This window comes from Dysgonomonas sp. HGC4 (assembly GCF_001261715.1).
GTDB lineage: Bacteria > Bacteroidota > Bacteroidia > Bacteroidales > Dysgonomonadaceae > Dysgonomonas_A.
In genome coordinates this window covers 17,732-40,592 of the sequence record NZ_CVRU01000105.1, presented here as the reverse complement: position 1 = coordinate 40,592, position 22,861 = coordinate 17,732, and the positions used below count along the sequence as shown (strand labels likewise).

16 protein-coding genes are annotated in these 22,861 nt (G+C 36.7%); 13 read left to right on the top strand and 3 right to left on the bottom strand.

The features are described 5' to 3' along the window. Nucleotides 1–272 precede the first annotated feature (272 nt). On the top strand, nt 273–1,715 hold the full coding sequence (locus HGC4_RS10765; protein ID WP_050710140.1) for a lipopolysaccharide biosynthesis protein: 1,443 nt from the start codon (nt 273–275) through the stop codon (nt 1,713–1,715). A 5-nt stretch (nt 1,716–1,720) separates the two neighbouring features. On the opposite strand, the gene xseA is transcribed toward HGC4_RS10765, so the two are convergent. Together xseA and HGC4_RS10755 are read right to left on the bottom strand one after the other, a co-directional pair. Next, complete coding sequence (xseA, locus tag HGC4_RS10760; RefSeq protein ID WP_050710139.1) at nt 1,721–2,956, bottom strand: exodeoxyribonuclease VII large subunit; 1,236 nt, start codon at nt 2,954–2,956, stop codon at nt 1,721–1,723. A gap of 14 nt (nt 2,957–2,970) precedes the next feature. Beyond that, nucleotides 2,971–4,590, bottom strand: coding sequence for a S8 family peptidase (locus HGC4_RS10755; RefSeq protein ID WP_082204148.1), 1,620 nt, complete (start codon nt 4,588–4,590; stop codon nt 2,971–2,973). Between the two features lie 187 nt (nt 4,591–4,777). Between HGC4_RS10755 and HGC4_RS10750 the strand changes: the two genes are divergently transcribed. From HGC4_RS10750 to HGC4_RS10695, 12 genes are all read left to right on the top strand, one after another. Next, on the top strand, nt 4,778–6,631 hold the full coding sequence (locus tag HGC4_RS10750) for an ABC transporter ATP-binding protein (protein ID WP_050710138.1): 1,854 nt from the start codon (nt 4,778–4,780) through the stop codon (nt 6,629–6,631). A gap of 135 nt (nt 6,632–6,766) precedes the next feature. Then, a complete protein-coding gene (locus HGC4_RS10745; protein ID WP_050710137.1) occupies nt 6,767–7,798 on the top strand; it encodes an oxygen-dependent tRNA uridine(34) hydroxylase TrhO in 1,032 nt (343 codons plus the stop codon). 257 nt (nt 7,799–8,055) lie between these two features. Continuing rightward, on the top strand, nt 8,056–9,447 hold the full coding sequence (locus HGC4_RS10740) for an MltF family protein (RefSeq protein WP_087880165.1): 1,392 nt from the start codon (nt 8,056–8,058) through the stop codon (nt 9,445–9,447). A gap of 54 nt (nt 9,448–9,501) precedes the next feature. Then, complete coding sequence (locus HGC4_RS10735) at nt 9,502–10,500, top strand: M28 family metallopeptidase (protein ID WP_050710135.1); 999 nt, start codon at nt 9,502–9,504, stop codon at nt 10,498–10,500. An 85-nt stretch (nt 10,501–10,585) separates the two neighbouring features. Further along, nucleotides 10,586–11,569, top strand: coding sequence for a GSCFA domain-containing protein (locus HGC4_RS10730; RefSeq protein WP_050710134.1), 984 nt, complete (start codon nt 10,586–10,588; stop codon nt 11,567–11,569). Nucleotides 11,570–11,675: 106 nt separating this feature from the next. After that, complete coding sequence (locus HGC4_RS10725) at nt 11,676–14,147, top strand: bifunctional UDP-N-acetylmuramoyl-tripeptide:D-alanyl-D-alanine ligase/alanine racemase (RefSeq protein WP_050710133.1); 2,472 nt, start codon at nt 11,676–11,678, stop codon at nt 14,145–14,147. 311 nt (nt 14,148–14,458) lie between these two features. Then, nucleotides 14,459–15,880 (top strand): TolC family protein, encoded by a 1,422-nt coding sequence (locus HGC4_RS10720; RefSeq protein WP_050710132.1) that lies wholly within the window; start codon nt 14,459–14,461, stop codon nt 15,878–15,880. 31 nt (nt 15,881–15,911) lie between these two features. Beyond that, a complete protein-coding gene (locus HGC4_RS10715) occupies nt 15,912–16,901 on the top strand; it encodes an HlyD family secretion protein (RefSeq protein ID WP_050710131.1) in 990 nt (329 codons plus the stop codon). 88 nt (nt 16,902–16,989) lie between these two features. Further along, nucleotides 16,990–18,159 (top strand): ABC transporter permease, encoded by a 1,170-nt coding sequence (locus HGC4_RS10710; RefSeq protein ID WP_050710130.1) that lies wholly within the window; start codon nt 16,990–16,992, stop codon nt 18,157–18,159. After that, nucleotides 18,156–19,364, top strand: a complete 1,209-nt coding sequence (locus HGC4_RS10705; protein WP_050710129.1) for an ABC transporter permease — start codon at nt 18,156–18,158, stop codon at nt 19,362–19,364. The genes HGC4_RS10710 and HGC4_RS10705 overlap by 4 nt, the downstream gene beginning before the upstream one ends. A 144-nt stretch (nt 19,365–19,508) precedes the next feature. Further along, a complete protein-coding gene (locus HGC4_RS10700) occupies nt 19,509–19,937 on the top strand; it encodes a MarR family winged helix-turn-helix transcriptional regulator (RefSeq protein WP_050710128.1) in 429 nt (142 codons plus the stop codon). A gap of 45 nt (nt 19,938–19,982) precedes the next feature. Beyond that, nucleotides 19,983–20,480, top strand: a complete 498-nt coding sequence (locus tag HGC4_RS10695) for a hypothetical protein (RefSeq protein ID WP_050710127.1) — start codon at nt 19,983–19,985, stop codon at nt 20,478–20,480. Between the two features lie 80 nt (nt 20,481–20,560). Here HGC4_RS10695 and HGC4_RS10690 read toward each other — a convergent pair whose 3' ends face one another. Then, nucleotides 20,561–22,846 (bottom strand): family 20 glycosylhydrolase, encoded by a 2,286-nt coding sequence (locus HGC4_RS10690; RefSeq protein WP_050710126.1) that lies wholly within the window; start codon nt 22,844–22,846, stop codon nt 20,561–20,563. Nucleotides 22,847–22,861 lie beyond the last annotated feature (15 nt).

Here is a 22,861-nt window from a genome sequence, read left to right as displayed (position 1 = left end):
AAATAATTGTCTGAAATTCTTGAAAAAATAATTAGTGAAATAATTAGAAAATAAATATTTAATATTTACATCTACTATTTCTGATTATGGACTTATTTGTCGAGGGATTTTCTTTCAAAAATAAGAACTGTTTTGGATAATTATCAGCTCTTTTTAGTTTAGCTATTTACTCAATAAAATTTCTTCTTCTAAAAGAAAAGTTTAATTAAGCTTAGGGTTTAGTTCGTTTTTTTACCTTTGTTTTCTATTCATTTTTGTAGTAGATTGCGGTTATGGCAAAAACATTGAAGGAGCAGACGGTTTCAGCTCTATTTTGGAACTTTATGGACAAGGGCGGACAACAAATTTTTCAGTTTGTGTTCATCTTCATCCTTGCACGTTTGCTTAGTCCCGATGAATTCGGCTTAATTGCTGTATTGACTATTTTTGTTACAGTTGCTAATTTGTTGCAAGAGAGTGGGTTCTCTTCAGCATTGATCAGAAAGTCGGATGTTGATGAAACTGATTATGCTTCGATCTTCTATTTTAATGTTTCGATAAGTATAGTAATCTATATTCTCTTTTTTCTGTTTGCCCCTGTAATTGCTAATTTTTACAATAGACCAGAGCTTCAAAACTTATCTCGCTTTTTATTCTTAGCTTTTTTCTTTAATGCATTAGGTGTTGTTCAGAATGTGCATCTGGTTAGAGAAATGAATTTTCGTGTAAATACTCAGGTTTCACTTATTTCAGTAGTCGTGTCGGGTATCATTGCAATTGGAATGGCGTATAAAGGATATGGTGTTTGGAGTTTGGCTGTGCAACAAGTTGTACAGGCTTTCTTACGTTCGCTCTTATTGTGGCTTTTTGTGAGATGGTATCCTAAAGTATCTTTCAGCTTTGAACGAATTCGATCCATGTTTTCATATAGTGGCAAATTATTATTGAATTCTTTATTCAATCAAATTATAGCCAATATCTATGCTTTGGTTATAGGTAAGAGATTTTCTTTCTCTGATGCAGGTTTATATTCTCAGGCTCGTAAATTGAACGAGATTCCTCAATCTGTTATTGCTTCAACTTTGCAAGGGGTGGCATTTCCTCTTCTAAATAACTTTGGAGACGATTTAAAGCGGAAGAAACGTGCCTTTCGGAAGATTGTTCGAATCGTTAGTTTTATCTGTTTCCCTATTGCCATACTTACTATTGTAGCAGCAGAACCCATTGTTTTGGTGGTTCTGCAAGAAAAATTTAGAGGTGTAATTCCCCTTCTCAGAATATTGGTAATTGGTGGGTCGGTAGTTCCCTTGTTTTATTTGTTGTCTTCTTTACTGCAATCTTTAGGTAAGTCGGGGTTATTACTGACTATTGAGTTTATACGTAACGTTCTTTCGATACTTATTATATTAATAACCATAAATTATGGAGTGAATGCTGTGGTTATGGGTGCAAGCTTTACGCTTGTAGTATCATTTTTTATTGGTTATTATATTGCAGGAAAGACAATTGATTATAAAATAGTGGAGGTGTTTAGAGATATCTATCCTTATGTCTTGATAGCAATGATTTCATATTTGCCTCTTTATTTTCTATCATTTTTGATAAATAGTATGTTGCTTCTTGTAATTTTTCAAGCACTAATTGGCACTGTTATATACTTGGCTTTGCTGAAAGTTTTAGGTTCTAAGGTTATGGATGATTTTATTCGCATAGTTCGCCGTAAACCTCTGTCCTAAAATATCTACTTAACTTCAGATGCTGTTTCTCCGTCATAAAATAAGGTTGTGATTTGATCTCCTGATTGAAGATCTGCTGCACTTTTTACAATTTTGTTTCCCTTTGTAGTAAGAGTATATCCTTTCTTAAGTATGTTTTCGGGAGAGATAAGTTTAAGGAGCTGCTCTCTGTTTGCCAGCTTATGTGTTTCTTCTTGGATTACCCTTCTTGCTGCGTTCCTCAATCTGTCTGAAAAAGTATTCAGTTTGTTGAGTTGATCTTTTGTCCTGTCTTTCGTTATATATGAGAAATGGGTGGCTAGTGTGTTCAAAAATACCGTTTCTTCCGTTATTTTTCTGTTTGTAGATGTTACGATCGATTCTTGTAGATCATACATAATTGTAGCTGCCGATTGTATTCTCTTTATCAGGAATTCAGCAACAGCAGTAGGAGTTTTTGCTCTTGTATGAGCTACTACATCTAGTACGGTATCATCTCGTTCGTGACCAATCCCTGTTATGATGGGTAGAGGAAATTGTGCACAGTTTGCAGCCAGTAGATACGAATCGAAGCTGCTTAATTCGGATGTTGCCCCTCCTCCACGAATAATAACCACAGCATCAAACTTATCTATGTGATCGTAAATTCGTTCAAGTGCCGATATGATAGATGCCTCTGTACGTTCTCCTTGCATAATCGCAGGGAATAAATGAGTGTAAAATGCGAATTGATCGGCATTATTCTCCAGTTGATTGCAAAAATCCTCGTATCCCGCGGCTGTTGGAGATGATATAACGGCAATCCGATTTGCAATATCGGGTAGTTCTAATTCTTTATTGAGGGTTAGAACCCCTTCCTCTTCGAGTTGCTTTATAATTAATGCTCTGGTACGAGCCTGATCACCTAGGGTGTAAGTCGGGTCTATGTTGTGAACATTGAGGCTATAGCCATATAGTTCGTGAAACTCTACACTAACCTGAACAAGTACTTTTAATCCTGTACCAAAAGCTTGCCCTGTTTCTGATTCGAAATAGGCTTTTAGAAGCCTGAAAACATTAGACCAGATACTTCCGCGTGCTTTGGCTATAATATTTCGGTTCTGGCTGTCTTTTTCGATGAATTCGAGATAACAGTGACCATTTTGATTGACTCGCACATCGCTCATCTCGGCACGTATCCAAAAAGATTGAGAGAATGTATTTGCTATTACACCCCTTACCAGATTGTTTAGTTCGTATAATGAGATTATTGCTTGTTCCATTTTTATGTGTGAGCTTAAAAAATAATTTTATACGATTCCTTTACACCTGTTCCTGTTATTGTGATAATTCTTACTTGTTTAGAAGAATCATGTAATCGGAAGTCTTGTTCCTGTTCACTCAAAGTATCTGTGAGAATTATTTTCCCGTCAAGATTAATAACTTTAATTGTATATGTGCTATTGCTGCTTTCCCTATTTCTGAAAACTCTAAAATGTCCGATACTATCGGATTTTATGTCGAATAATGGCTCGTTATTCATAGCTTCTTCTTCTATTCCTGTGGGCGTGTTTCCTGCCAAAAGGAATGCGGTTTTCATATTAGGAATGCCATATCCGTAGTAATTATCGGGGTTGTTGTATCTGTTTCCGGATTTTCTGATAATATCAAGCAACTCTAAGCTAGTTAGATTAGGTGCTGATTGCCATAAACAGGCAGCTAATCCTGACATTATGGGTCCTGAAAATGATGTACCTTGTGCAGGTTCTACTTCTCCCGAACTGGCTACTACTGCTGTGCTTAATCCTACTGCTACAACATCGGGCTTTATCCTTCCATCGGCAGTAGGACCTACTGAACTGAAATATGCAATGGTAGAGTCTCGGGCTATGGCTCCCACAGTAAGTACGTTATCTGCATCTGCTGGAAATGCTATTTTCTTCCACGAGTTTGAACCCTCATTTCCTGCACTTATTTCTACAAATATTCCCTTGGATGCGGCTATTTCGGCAGCTTGAGTGATATAAGCAGTCTTTCCATCGAGTTGTTCGTGGGTATAACTTTGTGCAGGGGCATGAAATGTGTGATAGCCAAGCGAAGCGTTTATTATATCTACCCCTATACTATCGGCATACTCGGCTGCGGCTGCCCAATAATCCTCTTCGATTGGAAATTCTGATCGACTGTCTTCTGATCGTAACAACCAATATTTAGCTTCGGGTGCAGTTCCTATAAATATGTTAGGGCGGTTTGCTGCCATAACTGATAATACTTTCAACCCATGATCACTACTTTTAAAGATATCGTCGCCATTAAATACAAAATCTTTAAATCCTTTTATAGAAATATTATCAAGAAGTAGGAGCTCATTCAGATTTCTGAATCCTGCATCAATAACAGCGATTTCAAGGCCTTTACCTCTATATCCTTCCTTGTGTAGAAACTGACCGTTTACTGTTCGTATCTGATCTTCTCCATATCCGTATTCACTTTCAGATTTAATAACGGTGCGTTTGCTTCTTGCAATGTCTTTTGTTGCGGTATTGGTTGTGTCTCCTTTCCATACGAAAGTTGCGTTGCTTACAAAATCTAACTCTTTTACTTTATCGACAAATGAGCTATCTATACAATAAATACTAACTGTACTTAGCCATTTACTTCTTGCGACTACATTACATCCTAAATTCTCGATGATGTTAATATATGTCGATGAAATCGGTATATCCGTTTCATTAATGCTGATGTGCTGTCTTTGGCGACGCTCTATTGCACGCTTCGAAAGAAACTCTTCGGGCTTGTCTATAGAGTAGGTTGTTTGTCCTTTGTCTTTGAGTTGTATTCTGAACATGTATCCATCCGAGGCGAATGTCGTCAGGTTATATAATATACAAAGAGAAAGGAGGATATATCTAATCATTCTTTTGTTTTTTATAAGCAAATATATGGATGATTCATAAGATCGCCAAACATTGTGTTTTGGATGAAAATAATTATGACTAACTTGCGGGCTTGTTTTAAGGTCACAGATCTAAGGTCTTATAAAATAAAGATGGTTTATCTTTATCAATGTAGGATTAGATCCTTTTATTCACTTAGACTCCTATATGAAAGATTTTTTACGTATTCTTCGCCGATTTATACCCCCTTATAAAAGGGAGCTTATTCTCAGCTTTGTCTTCAATATCCTGTCGGCGTTAATGAATGTACTATCCTTTGCTTTGATAGTGCCGATTCTTAATATCCTTTTTAAAATAAATGAGGATACATATGAATTCATGCCTTGGATTAGCCCAGACGCAACAACTCTTTTTCAGAAAGTTGAATCTATAATGGGAGTTGCACAGAATAACTTTTATTATCTGAGTGCTAACTACATTGAGCAATACGGAGCTTCCTCTACTTTGTTTATTCTGGCATTGGCTTTAGTTGGTATGACTTTAGTAAAGGTTGGAGTTACTTATCTAAGTTCTTTTTTCCTTATTCCGATACGTACAGGTGTAGTGCGAGATATTCGTAATCAGATAAATGACAAAATACTATCACTTCCATTGTCTTTCTTCTCGGAAGAACGAAAAGGTGATATTATTGGTCGGATGACAGGTGATGTTGGTGAAGTAGAAAACTCAATTATGAGTTCTTTAGATATGCTTTTCAAAAATCCTATTTTGATTTTAGTATATTTCACAACGATGTTGGTTATCAGTTGGCAACTAACAATTTTTGTGTTGATACTACTTCCTGTATCAGGTTTTATAATGGGTAGGATAGGGAAGACTTTAAAGCGTCAATCTACAGAAGCCCAGGAAAAATGGGGAGAGCTAATGGCTCAAATCGAAGAAACCTTAGGTGGATTGCGTATTATAAAAGCTTTTAATGCAGAAAAAAAAGTAACTGACAGGTTCCACAGAGGTGGTGATGATTTGCGCAGAATGTCTAATAAGATAAATCGTCGTCAGCAATTAGCTCATCCAATGAGTGAGTTTCTTGGAACGTTGACTATTGCTATTGTGCTTTGGTATGGTGGTAATCTTATTCTTGGACACGATGCTTCTATAACTGCATCGAGCTTCATGTTTTATTTGGTGATGTTTTACAGTATCATAAATCCGGCTAAAGAATTTTCGAAATCGGCCTATGCTATTCAGAAAGGGTTGGCGTCTATGGTTCGTATAGATAAAATACTAGCAGCAGAAAGTAATATAACTGATCCAGAGAATCCTGTACAAATACCTTTCAATGATAAAATAGAATATAAAGGCGTTTGGTTTAAATACCAAAACAATTGGGTGTTGCAAGATATAAACCTCGTAATTCCTAAGGGAAGAACTATTGCTCTTGTAGGACAGTCGGGTTCAGGTAAATCTACAATGGTCGATCTACTTCCTCGTTTTTATGATGTTGATAAAGGCGAAATCTTAATAGATGGAGTTAATGTTAGAGATGCAAAAATAATTGACTTACGTTCTTTGATGGGGAATGTGAATCAGGAGGCAATTCTGTTTAATGATACATTCTTTAATAATATCACCTTTGGAGTTGATAATGCTACTATGGAAGATGTTGTAGAGGCTGCTAAAATAGCTAATGCACATGATTTTATTGTTGGAACTGAAAACGGTTACGATACTAATATTGGTGATCGTGGAGGAAAGCTTTCGGGAGGACAACGCCAGCGTGTAAGTATTGCCCGTGCGATTCTTAAAAATCCTCAGATACTTATTCTGGATGAGGCAACCTCTGCTCTTGATACCGAATCGGAACGACTGGTTCAGGAGGCTCTTGAGAACTTGATGCGTAATCGTACCACCATCGTTATTGCTCACCGACTATCTACTATAAAAACTGCTGATGAGATATGCGTAATGCACGAAGGGCGTATTGTAGAGAGAGGTCATCACAATGAGTTGTATGACTTTAACGGATACTATCGTAAACTGTGCGACATGCAACAATTCTAAGGTTACAACCTGTTTAGATTTAGATATAGATAGAACCGATGACTCATAGTCATCGGTTCTTGTTTTTTGCACTTACTTTTGTCTCTTTATTTAGAATGATTCTAACGATTATTTACATTTAATGTATTGTATAATATGCAACTGTACAATTTGATGAGCGCTGACGAAAGAGCCAAACTGATAGATGAAGCAGGAGTTCAACGTCTCACACTTTCTTTTTATGCTTATGCTCATATAGCTGATCCTCAAGCTTTTAGAGATTCGCTTTTTCTTGAGTGGTCAAAACTAGATGTGCTTGGACGTATTTATGTAGCTAACGAAGGCATCAATGCTCAGCTATCGTTACCTGCTGCCAATATTTCAGCTTTTAAAGATTATCTGGATACTTATCCGTTTATGAAAGATATTCGCTTGAATGTGGCAGTTGAGCATGACAACAAATCTTTTCTAAAGCTTACGATTAAAGTTCGCGAGAAGATTGTGGCAGATGGGCTTAATGACGAAACCTTTGATGTTACCGATATTGGTGTACATCTTAGGGCTAAAGAATTTCATGATATGATGGCCGATCCTAATACTGTGGTATTGGATATGCGCAATCATTATGAAAGCGAAGTAGGACATTTCGAAGGAGCTGTAACTCCTGATGTTACAACATTTAGAGAATCTCTTCCTATTATAGACAAAATGCTGGAAGAGCATAAAGAAAACAAAAACCTGTTGATGTATTGTACTGGAGGTATTCGTTGCGAAAAGGCCAGTGCTTACTTCAAGCATCAGGGCTTTAAGAATGTCTATCAATTGGAAGGTGGTATTATTGAATATACAAGACAAGTAAAAGCCGAAGGACTAGACAGTAAGTTTATCGGAAAGAATTTTGTTTTCGACAATCGCTTAGGTGAGCGTATTACCGAAGATGTTATTGCACATTGTCATCAGTGTGGTAAAGCTTGCGATACACATACCAATTGTGCGAACGAAGGTTGTCACCTTTTGTTTATCCAATGTCCCGAGTGTGCCGAGGCAATGAAAGGATGTTGTTGCGATGGGTGTAGAAGTGTAGTTATGCTACCAGAGGAGGAACAAAAAGCTCTTCGTAAAGGTAAACGTAATGATGCTATGATTTTCAGAAAAGGTAAATCTCAGAGCTTGTTTATTGCGAAGTAAATAGCTGGATCAAAATAAGACTAAAGAAAGGTGACAGAAATGTCACCTTTCTTATTTATACCTGTTTTGATTCTTAGTATGTTCTAAGATGGGTTTTGATCTGATCAACCCAAGATTAACAAAGCTTCAAGTTTATTTACTGATTTAAATAACAGTCTCTTATCCGTTTTCTAGAGTTTGATAATCTGTTAACTAAAAAATATTATATTTGCGACGATATTTATAATAGCTCTAAAACCTTTAATAAGTTGAATATGATGTCGAAGATTAGCTATTTTGTATTCTTAATAGGTATGATTGCCGTCTTTTGCAGCTGTGGAGGGCAGAAGCCTCAGACTCGAGATTTTGAGCAAATAAAGGAGTCGGGCGAGCTAAATATTATTACCTTAAGTAGTTCTACTTCATATTTTATCTACAAAGATGAGCCGATGGGTTATGACTATGATCTGGCAAAAGAATTTTGCGATTATTATGGTCTAAAACTAAATGTAAAGGTTGCCGAAAACGCAACACGACTTATCGAAATGCTTCAAAATGGTGAGGGAGATTTAATAACCAGTCCTATTTCTGTACAAAACGAACTGAAAGATTCTATTCTCTATTGTGGATTGGAGCAAGTTTCGCATCAAGTATTAGTCCAAAGAACAAATAAGAAAGATTCGATGGTAACTGATGTTACTCAATTGATAGGAAAAGAAGTTTACATAAAACATAACACGAAGTATCATAAACGATTACTCAATCTAGATGCTGAGTTGGGTAATGGTATTGTTATTAAAGATGTTGAGAAAGATACGGTAACGGTGGAAGACCTTATCCAAATGGTTGCTCAAAAACAGATCGACTACACAGTGGCGGACGAATATATTGCTAAACTGAATAAAACATACTATCGTAATATTGATGTTTCTCTCCCTTTAAGTTTCGAGCAACGTTCTTCATGGGCTGTTCGTAAAGATACACCCGAACTAGGAAAGGCTTTGAACGAATGGTTTGCTGAGAACAGTAAGACCAGAGAGTATAAATCTATTCTGAAAAAATACTTCGAGTTAAGTAAACAACCCGATTTTGATTTAAATGTCTTAGCCAATGTCCCTAAAGGGCATGTTTCGCTTTATGATGAGATTTTCAAGAAATATGCAGCTATATCTGGATACGATTGGCATCTGTTGGCATCAGTAGCATATCAAGAATCGCGTTTTAAACCTGAGGTTGCATCATGGGCAGGTGCAGTGGGATTAATGGGGTTGATGCCTCGTACGGCTAAAGCCTTTGGAGTCTCTGGAGATGATCTTAAAAATCCTGAACTAAGTATAAAAGTGGGGGCTGAGCTGATAAATAAATTAGATGGGATGTTTGCTAAAATAGAGAATAAAGAACAGCGACTCAAGTTTGTGTTGGCAGCGTATAATGGTGGTAACGGGCATGTTACAGACGCTCAGGCATTGGCTCGGAAGTACAATGACAATCCGTATATATGGGATGGGCATGTTGAAAAATATATAGAGCTAAAAAGTAAACCCGAATATTATAATGATTCTGTCTGCAAAAACGGTTACCTTAGAGGGTCGGAAGTGGTTCAGTATGTAAAACAGGTTACATCTAACCGTGATAAGTTTAAATCTATTGAAGTAAAATCTAAGTCATAGACCTGATTCGTTGTATGTAAGGATAAAGTTACTTTATCCCGAAAACCTATTATCATGAAAATTTATTTATCTGTTTTATTATTAAGTGTTTCGTTATTAAATATTTTTGCTCAAAAGCCTATCGAAAAAGGACTAAACTCCATTTCGGAAAGAGAGGCAAAAGCTGCAGTTGGCTTTTTGGCAAGTGATGCTCTTCAAGGGCGTGGAGCAGGAGCTTTAGGAGGACAAGTTGCTTCCGAATATTTGGCTTCATATCTTACAGCTTTAGGTATTCAGCCTTTAAGTGATACTTATTTCCAAGCATTTGAGGCATATAGTGAAGATTTTAAACAAAAGAAAAGATATCAGGTAAATCCCGATTCAATCGCTAAATATAAACAAGGAGTTCATCGTGTTTTAAATCTGCGAAATGTTCTGGGAATGATTCCGGGAGTCAATAAAAATGAATATGTGATAGTAGGAGCTCACTTCGATCATCTGGGGATGGATACAAATTTGGTGGGCGATCAAATATATAACGGGGCTGACGATAATGCGTCTGGTGTATCGGCTGTAATGCAGATTGCGAAAGCTTTTGTAGAGAGTGGAGTTCAACCACAGCGTAATGTGATTTTTGCATTCTGGGATGGAGAAGAAGATGGCTTATTAGGCTCCAAATATTTTACACAAAACTGTAAATTTATCAATCAAGTAAAAGGCTATCTAAACTTCGATATGATAGGTCGTAATACCGATGAGTCTAATCCTACTTATGTAGTCTATTTCTATACCGAAGCTAATCCTGCTTTTGGTAAATGGCTGAAAGACGATATCAAAAAATATAATTTGCAATTGACTCCTAATTACACGCCTTGGGATAAGCCTGTGGGAGGAAGCGATAATGGTTCTTTTGCAAAGGCAGGTGTCCCGATTATTTGGTATCATACCGATGGGCATCCCGATTATCACAAACCAAGCGATGAGGCTTCGAAAATAAATTGGAAAAAATTAGTTGAGATAACTAAAGCCTCTTATTTGAATGCCTGGAACTTGGCTAACGAAAAAGAATATTGACGAGATAAGCCTTTCTACTTCTTTGATAGGTAGAATAACCAAACTTAGTTATATTGAATGTTACTTATTTTAGAATTTTATTTGAATGGAATTCAGGAAAAAGGTTGAAGTCCCAAAATCAGAACTAAGAATTAATCATCAGACAAAAATACTTTTGTTTGGGTCTTGCTTTGCCGAAAATATAGGGAAACAACTTCTCGAAAATAAATTTTCGGTCAATGTAAATCCTTTCGGCGTACTTTACAATCCCGCTTCTATCGCGCAGGCAATAGAGATGTTACAGCAAAATAGAGTTTTTACAGAAGATGATATTTTTCATCATCACGGAATTTACCGAACTTATTTTCACCACAGTGTATTTTCCAGTCCTGATAAAGATAGCTTTCTTAAAACTATAAATGAGGCTAGGGAAAAAGCCTCTGCTGATTTAAAGGAAGCAGAAATTCTTCTCGTTACTTTTGGTACAGCCTATGCTTTTAATCTCAAAGAAACGGAGAACGTTGTTGCCAACTGCCATAAGCAACCATCAAATATTTTTGATAGGTATAAACTTTCTGTATCGGAAATTGTTTTTTCATGGACTAAACTTATAGAAGAGTCTTTAAGGATTAATCCCGATTTGAAAATTTTATTCACTGTAAGTCCTATTCGTCATTGGAAAGATGGGGCACACAATAATCAATTGAGTAAAGCTGTTTTACTTCTGGCTATTGATGAGTTGATGAATAAGTTTTCCAATCTATATTATTTTCCGTCTTATGAAATCGTTTTGGATGAGTTGAGAGATTATAGGTTTTATGCCGAAGATATGATTCATCCCAATGATGTAGCTATACAATATATATGGGATATTTTTACTGCTACTTATTTAGATGAAGAGACCCGAAAATTATGTGTCGAATGGCAGAATATAAGTAGGGCAATTGGTCATCGACCTTTTAATGAAGAGACGGAGGATCATAAACAATTTTTAAAACAAACTTTGTTAAAGGTCAAATCTTTACGAAATAAATATCCTTACTTTGATTGTGAAAAGGAGCTTTTGTTACTCGAGAAAAAACTCTCCTAGAGAACATAAACCGAGTAAATATTTGCTGCTTTATTTTTCAACATAAAAGACTTTGATTAGTTGCTTATTGAAGTAAACTGAGAGTTCTAAAAAACTAAATATAGAAATGATATATACTATCTCTGAAATTGCCAAAACATTAAAAATAAAAGAGGTAAACAATCCCGAATCGCCCATAAGTCATTTGTTGAGCGACAGTCGCGAAGTTTTTAATCCCGGAGAGACACTGTTCTTTGCCTTGAAGACGGCAAACAACGACGGGCATAAGTATGTTGATGAATTATACAATCTGGGTGTACGACATTTTGTTGTACAAACTATTCAATCCGAATGGAAGAATCTTAAAGACATAAATCTTTTACATGTCAAGGACTCTTTGCTTGCCTTACAAAAGGTAGCAACTTTTCATCGCGAACACTTTAATATCCCTGTTATTGCTATAACAGGAAGTAACGGTAAAACCATTGTAAAGGAATGGATATATCAGATGTTAGGTTCAGAGAAGAATATCACCCGATCGCCACGTAGTTATAACTCTCAATTGGGAGTTCCTTTATCGGTATGGCAATTGAATGAAAATACAGAACTTGGACTTTTCGAAGCTGGTATTTCTATGCCTAATGAAATGACTCGTCTGCAAAAAATAATACAGCCGACTATTGGTGTTTTTACAAATATTGGAGATGCTCACCAAGAGAACTTCAAGAATTTGAAGCAAAAATGTCTCGAAAAATTAGAGTTATTTGTCAATTGCGATGTTATAATTTGTGAAGAGGGTAATAAACTTCTTGATGAATGTATGGAGGCTACTTGTCTGTCTCAGAAAAGTTTTACGTGGTCTTATAACAATCGATCTAACAGTCCCTTACTTATACTAAAGGTTGAAAAGCTCGAAGCTAAATCTTTTATTACTTACTCTTTTCTTGGCTTACCGTTTACAGTAGAATTACCCTTTACAGATGATGCTTCTGTCGAAAATGTTACCAGCAGTATAGCGGCTGCCTTATACTTGACTACATCTATCGAAACTATACAGGAAAAAGTAAAACAGCTTGAGCCGGTAGCTATGCGTTTGGATGTACGTAGAGGCAAGAATAATAATATCATTGTAAACGATACATATAATTCGGATATCAACTCGTTGAAGATTGCACTGTCTTTCTTAGGGCAACAATCTGCTGAGGATTCTCCGAAACGAACTCTTATTCTCTCTGATATATTGCAATCAGGATTTTCGGATGAGGCTTTATATAAATCAGTTTCAGATCTGGCAGATTCTGCTAGTATTGGTCGGATTATTGGTATCGGTCATCATATCTCGGATCAGCAAAAGTTGTTTGCGAATATTCCTCATATTTTCTTCGATTCTACAGAAGATTTTATTTCTTCCGGAATATGGAACGAATTTCATGAAGAAACGATCTTATTAAAAGGATCACGTCATTTTGAATTTGAACGTATCAGCGAACTCATAGAGCAAAAGAATCATGAGACGGTGTTGGATATAAATCTGGATGCTATACTTCATAATTTTAAATTCCACCGCTCGAGAATGAATCCTGATACCAAGATTATCTGTATGGTTAAAGCAGATGCTTACGGGTCGGGTTCCGAAGAGGTAGCTAAGATACTTCAATATCATAAATGTGATTACTTTGCAGTAGCAATTGCCGAAGAAGGGGTTGTCTTGAGAAAAGCAGGAATAAAGACTCCTATAATTGTACTTAACCCTGAGGTATCGGGTTTTAATCAATTATTTGAATCGTATCTCGAACCCGAAGTTTATAATTTCAGGATTCTCGATGCCTTTATAAAAGAAGCACAACGCAGGGGAATCTCCGATTTTCCTATTCATATAAAGATGGATACAGGTATGCATCGTCTTGGTTTTACTGAAGAAGATATACCTTTATTATTAGAGCGTTTGAAATCGCAACAAGCTCTTAAAGTGAAATCAACATTCTCACACTTAGCAGCGAGCGAAAGTTGGGCATTTGACGATTTTACAACACAACAGATTTCGTTATTTAAAAAGCTTGCTTCTGCATTGCAAGATGGATTGGATTATACTATTTGGCGACATATTCTTAACTCAGCAGGGATCGAACGTTTCCCCGAAGAGCAAATGGATATGGTGCGCTTAGGTATTAGCTTGTATGGTATCAGTGCCAGTGGATTAGATGGATTACGTAATGTTTGTACGCTTAAGACTACGATCTTACAAATAAAACATCTCAAAAAAGGTGAAACTGTGGGGTATGGTAGAAGGGGAGACCTTGATCACGATGCTTCTATTGCGACTATCCGTATAGGATATGCAGATGGTTTGAGCCGTCAATTTGGAAATAGAAATGGGCATGTGCTGGTCAACGGGCATCTGGTTCCTATTATCGGCAATATATGCATGGACTTGTCTATGATCGAAATTACTGGGCTTGATATTAAAGAAGGTGATGAGGTAATTCTCTTTGGTGATGAATTATCTGTTATAGACCAGGCTAAAAAGATTAATACTATTCCTTACGAGGTATTAACTTCTGTATCATCGAGGGTTAGGAGAATTTATTTCAGAGAATAATCTTTACTATATATAAATTATTTGTGATAAACACATTATATTTGATGGGTAGTCGAAAGATTACCCATTTTTGTGTTTTATAGGAAAGTTGTGAAAACGTTTTTTTAACTGAATTTAAATATTCCGAACTAAAAGGGATATTTAGGTGTTGTTTATATAGTCTAAAGAGTGTACTTTTACGTGATTTTATTGTTTAGACAACTAACTAAAGTTGTAAACTCATTTCTTGATTAGTTACATTATAACACTAAAATTGGCTGATTGAAAAATATAGCGATTAATACTTTACTTATTAAAAATGGACACAACACATGAGTAAAAGAAATTTTCTCTGGATTTTGTTTTGCGTTGGCGCCTTAAGCGGTACTATATCTGCACAAAGAACACTAAGTCTCGAAGATGCCCGAAATCTGGCTATCCAGAACAATAAGCATTTGAAGATGGCCTCTGAGGAAGAAAAGGTCGCCTACTATGAAAAAAAGGAAGCTTACTTAAAGTATTTCCCTAAATTTTCTGCGTCCGGAATGTATATTCGCAACGAAAAGAATCTGAATCTTATAGGTTCTTCGGCTATTCCGGGATCTATTACCATTCCCGATTTGTCGGGTATAGGAATACCTATTCCTCCCGGAACTCAGATACCTATTCCACAGGAATTATCAGACAAGATACGATCTATTGGAGAACTCGATATAAAAAATATTTGGGTAGGCTCTATATCAATGACTCAGCCATTGTTTATGGGTGGGCGTATTGTGGCTTATAATGACATAATGAAGAATGCTCAGGAGTTGGCAAAGTCAAAGAAGGATACCGAATTGCAAGATGTTATTGCAGAGTTGGATGCTTCTTACTGGCAAATTGTTTCGTTGGCTTATAAAAGAGATCTTGCTGAATCGTACCTCAAATTGCTGCAAAAGATGCATTCTGATGTTGGCTCAATGGAAGCCGAAGGAGTTGCAACCAAAGCAGATGTTTTGTCGGTAATGGTAAAAGAGAATGAAGCGGACATGACCTTAACTAAGGTTGATAATGGTTTAAGTTTAGCTCGAATGCTTTTCAACCAATTATGTGGGTTAGAGATTGAAGACAAAGTAGCTTTAGCGGATGAAAAACGTGAAATGCTGATCTCAACAGAAGCACCTATTACTCCTTCGATTGAAGAAGCTCTGCTAAACAGGCCCGAAATAAAGAGTCTCGAACTAGCTACTAAGATATATAAAGGAAAAGAAAAAATAGAGAGAGCCGAGTTTTTACCCGAACTAGGATTAATGGCTGCTTATACATGGACAAACCCCAATGGTTTTGATGGTTTTCAAAATACATTTGGAGGAATGTGGAACGTAGGGCTGAAATTGAGTGTTCCTCTTAATTTTATGACCAGTTCTGCCAAACTGAGTGCTGCAAAGGCTCAGACTCGTATTCAGGAATATCAACTGGAAGATGCAAAAGAAAAAATAGAACTACAAATCAATCAATCAGCTTTTAAACTGAATGAAGCTCACAAAAGGTATATTTCTTCGGAGCAAAATATGGAAAAAGCGAATGAAAACTTGAGATATGCTACGTTGGGTTTCGAAGAAGGGGTTATTCCTGCTTCGGATGTTTTGGCTGCTCATACAGCATGGTTATCGGCTCACTCGGAGATGATCGATTCTCAGATTGATGTGAAACTATGCAATGTATATTTGAATAAAGCACTAGGTAGAAGTTTAACTAATGTAAAACAATAAAAATAGGTCTGTGACCTTAATAAATGCAGATATGAGTAGAGAAGATAATAAATCAGGATCAAAACTTATTCCGATTCTCGGTTTTGCCGCAGTTATCATTGCTGTTGCAATTTATGGATTCTTTTTTCTAAATCAAGAAGATAATACATTGCAGGGAGAAGCCGAAATAACTGAAGTGCGTATTTCGAGCAAAGTTCCCGGGCGTATCGAGAAATTTTTCGTGCAAGAAGGAGACTCTGTTCGCAGAGGCGATACTTTGGCTATACTTAGTGCACCGGATGTTTACGCTAAACTTTCGCAAGCTACCGCTGCCGAACAGGGTGCTGCTGCACAAAGTAACAAAGCACAAAAAGGAGCGCGAGTTGAGCAGATTAATGCTGCTTACGAAATGTGGCAAAAAGCAAAAGTAGGAGTTGATATAGCTCAGAAGTCTTTTACACGTGTACAAAATCTGTACAATAAAGGTGTAACAACGGCTCAGAAGAGAGATGAGGCTGAGGCAAATTATAATGCTGCCGTAGCTACCGAAAAAGCAGCTAGATCTCAATACGATATGGCGAAAAACGGAGCTGAGCGTGAAGATAAAGAAGCAGCATTGGCTATGTTAAACAGAGCAAAAGGTGCTGTGGCTGAGGTAGATTCTTATATAACAGAAACATATCTTATTTCTCCTGTTGACGGACGTGTATCTGATCGTTTCCCTAATGTGGGAGAATTGGTTGGTACGGGTGCTCCTATTATGAATGTAATGGATCTTTCGGACAAATGGGGAACTTTCAATGTGAGAGAAGATCGTTTGCAAAACTTCAAGATAGGGCAAACGGTTACTGCCTTTGTGCCTGCTTTGAATAAGGATGTGCAGTTGAAAGTATATTATATGAAAGACCTTGGTTCTTATGCTGCATGGAAAGCAACCAAAACTACTGGTGGCTATGATCGTAAAACATTTGAGGTAAGAGGGCATTTTGTAGAAAATCAGCCTGATATTTTGCCTGGAATGTCGCTTGTCATAAAAGAATAAAGCCGTATATTTTTATTGTCTCGGCAATTATAATAAGTAGAGGTAGCTGTATTGAAGCAGTAAATAATAAACATTACTTAAATAAAGAATGGCTTCAGAAAAAGGTATGTGGGTAGTCTTCGTGAGAGAATGGAAACGTATATTATCTTCCAAGATTTGTATCTGGGGGATGATTGTGGCTCCGTTACTTACATTTGGTTTGCTGATGTATATGATGCATGCCGGTTTACCGACTAAGATTCCTATTGCCGTAGTTGATCTCGATAATTCGTTGACTTCACGATCTTTGGTTCGTCAATTAGATGCGTTTGCAAAGACCGATATCAAATTTAAGAGTCTTTCATTCAAAGAAGCACGTGTCGAAATGGAGCGTGGCCAAGTGTATGGAGTCTTTACTATTCCTCGTAATTTTGCAAAAGATGCTATTTCGGGCAATCGTCCCAAGATAGTTTTCTATACTAATAATGCTTTTCTTATATCTGGTTCGTTATTGTTTCAGGATATGAAGACTATTAGTGTATTGGCTTCGGCATCAGTCGGTCTTAGAATGGGGGAGGCAAAAGGTTATACACAAGGGCAATTAATGCCTATTATACAACCCATATCTATTGAGGCTCATCCTATTGGAAATCCTTGGTTAAACTATTCGGTTTATCTGAATAATGTGCTTACTCCCGGTATCATATTCTTGATTCTGGCTATGTTTACTATATCTAGCTTTGGATCTGAGGTGAAGATGGGTACAGGGCGTAAGTTTCTCGATTTGGCGGGCGGTTCTACCGTAAAGGCAATATTTGGTAAGATTTTACCATATACGATTCTCTTTTTTGTATTATCGTTATTCTTTATGTCAGTATTGTACTATTATAATAATTTTCCGTTAAACTCAGGTTTCTTTCCTATTTGCTTTGCTTACTTGTGCTTGATATTATCGGCTCAAGGGTTTGGATTAATGTTACTTGCTGTTTTTGGAAATTATAGATTATCGTTGAGTGCGGCAAGTTTATTAGGGATGATTTCCTTTTCTATAACCGGCTTTTCGTTTCCGTCAATAGCTATGAGTCCTGTACTTTATGCATTAAGCTTCTTGTTTCCTCTTCGGCATTTCTTTTTGATTTATGTTGATCAGGCTCTTAATGGTATTGCATGGCAATATTCGGCTTATCACTATGCTGCTCTGTTAGGCTTTTTCTTTCTGGGATTGATCTTTATGGGTAGAGTTAGAAACTTTATGTACGAAAATGTATACGAAGAATGAAAAAATTACTGCTTGATATATATTACGTGTGGTTGCATGAGCTGAAAGTTGTCTTTCGGGATCCGGCAGTAGTACTATTGTTTCTAATAGTTCCACTTGCATATCCAGTATTGTATGCTTTTTTATACAATAATGAGGCAGTCCATGAAGTAAAAGTTATTGTGGTAGACGAGTCTAACTCGGCTTTGTCTAGAGAGTTTACACGTAAAGTAGATGGAGCCGCTGATGTAAATGTGGTTGCCCATGTTGCCGATATGGAAGAAGCTCGCGAAGCCGTTCGCCGTAAAGAAGCATACGGAATTATATATATTCCTGCATCATTCAGTATCGATCTGAATACTGCACAGCAAACAGCCGTTTTGGTATACTCCGATATGAGTAGTATGCTTTTTTATAAAGCAATGTTGCTTACTTGTATGGAAGTGTCTTTGGAAATGGGAGCAGATATCAGGGTGAATGATATGGGGCATGGTACACGTGCGCAGGATGCTTCAACAATGGAAGCGGTAGATTATGAGTGGGTGTCCTTCTATAATGTATCTAATGGTTTTGCCAGCTTTTTGGTTCCTGCAATTCTTATTCTGGTTATTCAGCAAACATTACTGTTAGGTGTAGGTACTATTGTGGGTACTCATAATGATAAAAAGCGATTTACTGTTGCATCCCATATGTCGGAAGGGAAAAATATTCACCCATTGAAGTTGACCATTGGTAAGGGTTTCTGTTATAGTACTCTGTATATTATCACATCTGCATGGGTATTGCGAGTCGTTCCTTATCTGTTTAATCTCCCTCAGATTGGAGATCCATTAACTATTGCAGTGTTTCTTTTCCCTTATATTCTGGCGGCTACCTTTTTTGCTATGACTTTATCTTACTTCTGTTCTCAACGTGAGTTTGTAATGTTATTAGTTGTATTTACAAGTGTGCCGTTTCTGTTTATGTCGGGTATTTCATGGCCTTGGGTATCTATACCTCCCGTATTAAAGGCTATTGCATATCTTCTGCCATCCACTCCGGGTATTCATGGTTTTGTAAGCATCAATACGATGGGTGCAACCCTCTCCGATGTTTGGTTTGAGTATGTAGTTCTGTGGGTTCAGGTTGTTGTTTATTGGGCACTTGCCACTATGATGTATTATTGGTGGATAGATAATTACGATCCAAAATATAAAGGAAAACATCCTTCAATGAGTAAATTTTAAGGTCACATAACTATTTCTAATATTTGTCCTTATTGTAAAAGAAGAGCCACATTGTGTACTCTTCTTTTACGTTTTATTTGATGTGTTTTTTTTGATTGTTGATTAGTCAATTGTTTTTTGTATTTTTGTAAAAACAGAATTGATATGGATAGTTTATATTCACTTGGTTTTCTATTGAATAGAGCTTCGTTCTCACTAGCTAAAATGCTGAGAATAGAGCTTAAGAGAAATAATATAGAATTGCCACATTCGCAGTTTATAGTACTTCGGTGTTTGTATTATAAAGATGGATTGAGTCAGCAGGAGCTGGCAACTTTGCTTTGTAAGGATGCGGCTGCCATAAAACGGACAATTGATAATCTGGAAGATAGGGGTTTGGTTTGTCGAGTTCATGTGTCGCAAAGAGAAAATGCTATTCAAATTACAGAAGCAGGCAAGGTTCTTATGCCTGCGGCTATTAAATGTGGAGATCTGGCTCTCGAAAAGGTACTGCAGGATATAAATGAAAGCGATTATGAATTGTTGAAGCAGCTTTTACAGCGTATCTATTCGAATGTAGAAGAGTTGAAATAATTTTTTTCTTTTAAACATTGACTAATCAACTATTAAACTAACAATATGAAAAAATTAGGATCAAAAGGTATCAAAGTTCTTAAAATACTCCACTTAATATTTGCCATGATATGGACTAGTGGAGCTATAGCTATGGTACTTATTACTTTTTTGTCAAAGGCACAATCGGTAGATGAGCTACATATGAAATACAGTATACTGCTTGTGGTTGATAATTGGCTAATAATTACGGGTGCTATGACCAGTTTAGTTATTGGCATTGTGTATGGAATATTTACTAACTGGGGCTTTTTCAAACATCGATGGATTATTGTTAAGTGGATAATCACTGTGGCTCAGATACTGTTCGGTACATTTGCTTATCATCCTGCGCTTACTCAGAATCTGAGTCTTATAAGCGAATTGAAAGAGGAGGTTGTTTTTAATGCTGAATTTATTGCAAATAATAGGTTTATGGAAATCAGTGGATTCTTTCAATCGGGTTTGTTATTGTTTATGATTGTAATTTCTGTATTCAAACCTTGGAAAGCAAAAAAGCGCTAGTTTAGCCTTCATGTTTTGTAGGAAATAAAAAAAGAGCTCAGCTATTTGAGCTCTTTTTTATTATGGTATTTCTATTGGTTTTAATGTTTAAACCAACTATCGGGAATTTCTTGTACGGGAGCTCCATTGAAGCTATATTGAAGTTTTAGTGTATAACCGCCACCTCCTTCAAGGAAATCTAATTGGAAGGGTTGCAAACCTTTCTCTAAGGCTACCTGTCCGCTTTTCATTATGGCAGAATGTTGTCCGTCGTTATCTACAACAGTTTCTCCGGCTATATAAAGTACTCCACCGTCGTCGCAATTGAAGAAGAAACTATAAATACCTGTTTCGGGAACATTGATATATCCGTTGAATTTCAATCCGAACGAATTAGTTTCTTTAGGGGCTTGAATGTTTGGCACTATGAATGTTTCATCGGGAGTACCTACTATTTCTTTTGTGTTCTTATAAAACTTATTGAAGAAATCGCAACGAAGTCCGGCATTCGTATTATCTACCGTTACAGCTTTATTTAAAGATGTAGGTCTAAAGTTTAGGCTATATATCTCACCTCTCACTCCTCCTGAACTAAATAGAGCCATTTTTAGGAGCGTTGGTTGAGATATTGTGATGGGTTGTGATAGTTTGGGCGAATCAACAGTCGGGATGCCTCCATCAAGCGTGAAATGTATAGTCATATCAGGAAGTGGACTGTTTACCATAAAATCGGTTGATCCCATAAAAACATTTTCTTGGGCAAACCCATCAATATCGGGCAATCTGTAATTTATCCCCAGAGCATCAAGTCTTGGATATTGTTTTAGAAGGCGTTGAGAAAATTCGTCAAATCTGTTGGTGTTATTTGTCCATGTGCGTTCTGCCAATGCAATCATACGAGGATACATCTGAAACTCGGCTTGTTGTTCAGTTGGAATCATTTCTGTCCAAAGATTAGCCTGTGCTCCTTGTATTAAATGTGCTTTGTCTGCAGGTACATCTGTTGGAACTACTTCCATGTGATATACATTGTTTACACTGATATTGTTGTTTACATAGTCGAAGTAAAGAGGATTTGTAGGAGTCATTATTACTTCACTATTTCCTAATACAGCTTTTTTAGGAGCGTCTTTTACCCAGCCTCTCCAATACATAATGGTTACATTTGGATTTGTGCCTCCTTCGAGAATTTCATCCCAAGCAATAATTTTTTTGCCGTGAGCTTCTACAAATTCTTGCATTTCATGTACAAAGTGACTCTGTAGTTTATCCACATCTTCGAGTCCGTTAGCTTTCATAAACTCTTTACATAGTTCGGAATTGCTCCACGATTTTTTGTCTACTTCGTCGGCTCCAATATGAATGTATTTCGAAGGGAAAAGGTCAATTACTTCTTGTAGTACGTCTTTCGTAAAAGTATATGCTTCTTCTTTACATGGACAAACAGGAGTTGAGAAAAGCTCTCCCCATTCTGATTTTTGTCCTTCAATAAGATAAGGATATGCATTGATGGCAGCCATCATATGTCCGGGAACATCTATTTCGGGAATAATTTCAATATGTTTCGATTGAGCATATGCAATTAGGTCTTTCATTTCTTCTTGAGTGTAGAATCCGCCATACACAGTTTTTCCATCTTTTTCATGGATAAAACGAGGATCAATCTTGAAATTTGGATTCTCTTCAGCCTTTTTTATGCAGGCTGAGTCTTGGTTATTGAATGTACGCCATGCTCCTTCGTTGGTGAGCTTTGGGTATTTCTTAATCTCAAGACGCCATCCTTGGTCGTCAGTTAAGTGTAGATGGAATTTATTGAATTTATAGAGAGCAAGTCTGTCAATATGTTTTTTTAGATAATCAAGAGTGAAAAAGTGGCGAGATACATCAAGATGCATACCTCTCCAACTAAATGCGGGGCTGTCTTCTATTTTCAGACTTGGTATTGAAACGGATGTTAGAGTATTGTTTCCTACAGTTTCGATAGTTGGAGGTAACAATTGTCTTATCGTTTGCAATGCATTGAATGCTCCGTGCCCGTTACTTGCTGATATAGTAATTTTATCGGGTGTCACTTCAAGGGTATAAGCCTCTGCTTTTTCTAATTGAGGATTGTATTTTATTTCAATTACATTTTTAGCTCCACCTTTAGCAATAGATATGTTTTTGCCAATAGCCGATTTTAATAGTGCTTGCAAGTAGGTTGCTTCATTATTGAATTTTGATATGTCTGCTACAACGATTTTTGTATTTCCATTGATTGCAAAACTTCCACTTCCGGTTTGAATATTGGAAGGGTAGGGGATAAGGGGTAATTCCTGTACTTTGGAATTTTGTGCATGAAGAAAGACGGCACAAAGAAGGAATAAAAGGACTAAGAGTTTTTTCATGGTTTATAGTTGGTT

What these genes read in the sequence shown, in the direction of transcription:
- HGC4_RS10695 (WP_050710127.1), top strand. Translation starts at nt 19,983, where the DNA reads ATGAAAAAATTAGGATCAAAAGGTATCAAAGTTCTTAAAATACTCCAC.
- HGC4_RS10735 (WP_050710135.1), top strand. Translation starts at nt 9,502, where the DNA reads ATGAAAATTTATTTATCTGTTTTATTATTAAGTGTTTCGTTATTAAAT.
- HGC4_RS10755 (WP_082204148.1), bottom strand. Translation starts at nt 4,590, where the DNA reads ATGATTAGATATATCCTCCTTTCTCTTTGTATATTATATAACCTGACG.
- HGC4_RS10690 (WP_050710126.1), bottom strand. Translation starts at nt 22,846, where the DNA reads ATGAAAAAACTCTTAGTCCTTTTATTCCTTCTTTGTGCCGTCTTTCTT.
- HGC4_RS10765 (WP_050710140.1), top strand. Translation starts at nt 273, where the DNA reads ATGGCAAAAACATTGAAGGAGCAGACGGTTTCAGCTCTATTTTGGAAC.
- HGC4_RS10745 (WP_050710137.1), top strand. Translation starts at nt 6,767, where the DNA reads ATGCAACTGTACAATTTGATGAGCGCTGACGAAAGAGCCAAACTGATA.
- HGC4_RS10700 (WP_050710128.1), top strand. Translation starts at nt 19,509, where the DNA reads ATGGATAGTTTATATTCACTTGGTTTTCTATTGAATAGAGCTTCGTTC.
- xseA (WP_050710139.1), bottom strand. Translation starts at nt 2,956, where the DNA reads ATGGAACAAGCAATAATCTCATTATACGAACTAAACAATCTGGTAAGG.
- HGC4_RS10705 (WP_050710129.1), top strand. Translation starts at nt 18,156, where the DNA reads ATGAAAAAATTACTGCTTGATATATATTACGTGTGGTTGCATGAGCTG.
- HGC4_RS10750 (WP_050710138.1), top strand. Translation starts at nt 4,778, where the DNA reads ATGAAAGATTTTTTACGTATTCTTCGCCGATTTATACCCCCTTATAAA.
- HGC4_RS10725 (WP_050710133.1), top strand. Translation starts at nt 11,676, where the DNA reads ATGATATATACTATCTCTGAAATTGCCAAAACATTAAAAATAAAAGAG.
- HGC4_RS10720 (WP_050710132.1), top strand. Translation starts at nt 14,459, where the DNA reads ATGAGTAAAAGAAATTTTCTCTGGATTTTGTTTTGCGTTGGCGCCTTA.
- HGC4_RS10710 (WP_050710130.1), top strand. Translation starts at nt 16,990, where the DNA reads ATGGCTTCAGAAAAAGGTATGTGGGTAGTCTTCGTGAGAGAATGGAAA.
- HGC4_RS10730 (WP_050710134.1), top strand. Translation starts at nt 10,586, where the DNA reads ATGGAATTCAGGAAAAAGGTTGAAGTCCCAAAATCAGAACTAAGAATT.
- HGC4_RS10740 (WP_087880165.1), top strand. Translation starts at nt 8,056, where the DNA reads ATGTCGAAGATTAGCTATTTTGTATTCTTAATAGGTATGATTGCCGTC.
- HGC4_RS10715 (WP_050710131.1), top strand. Translation starts at nt 15,912, where the DNA reads ATGAGTAGAGAAGATAATAAATCAGGATCAAAACTTATTCCGATTCTC.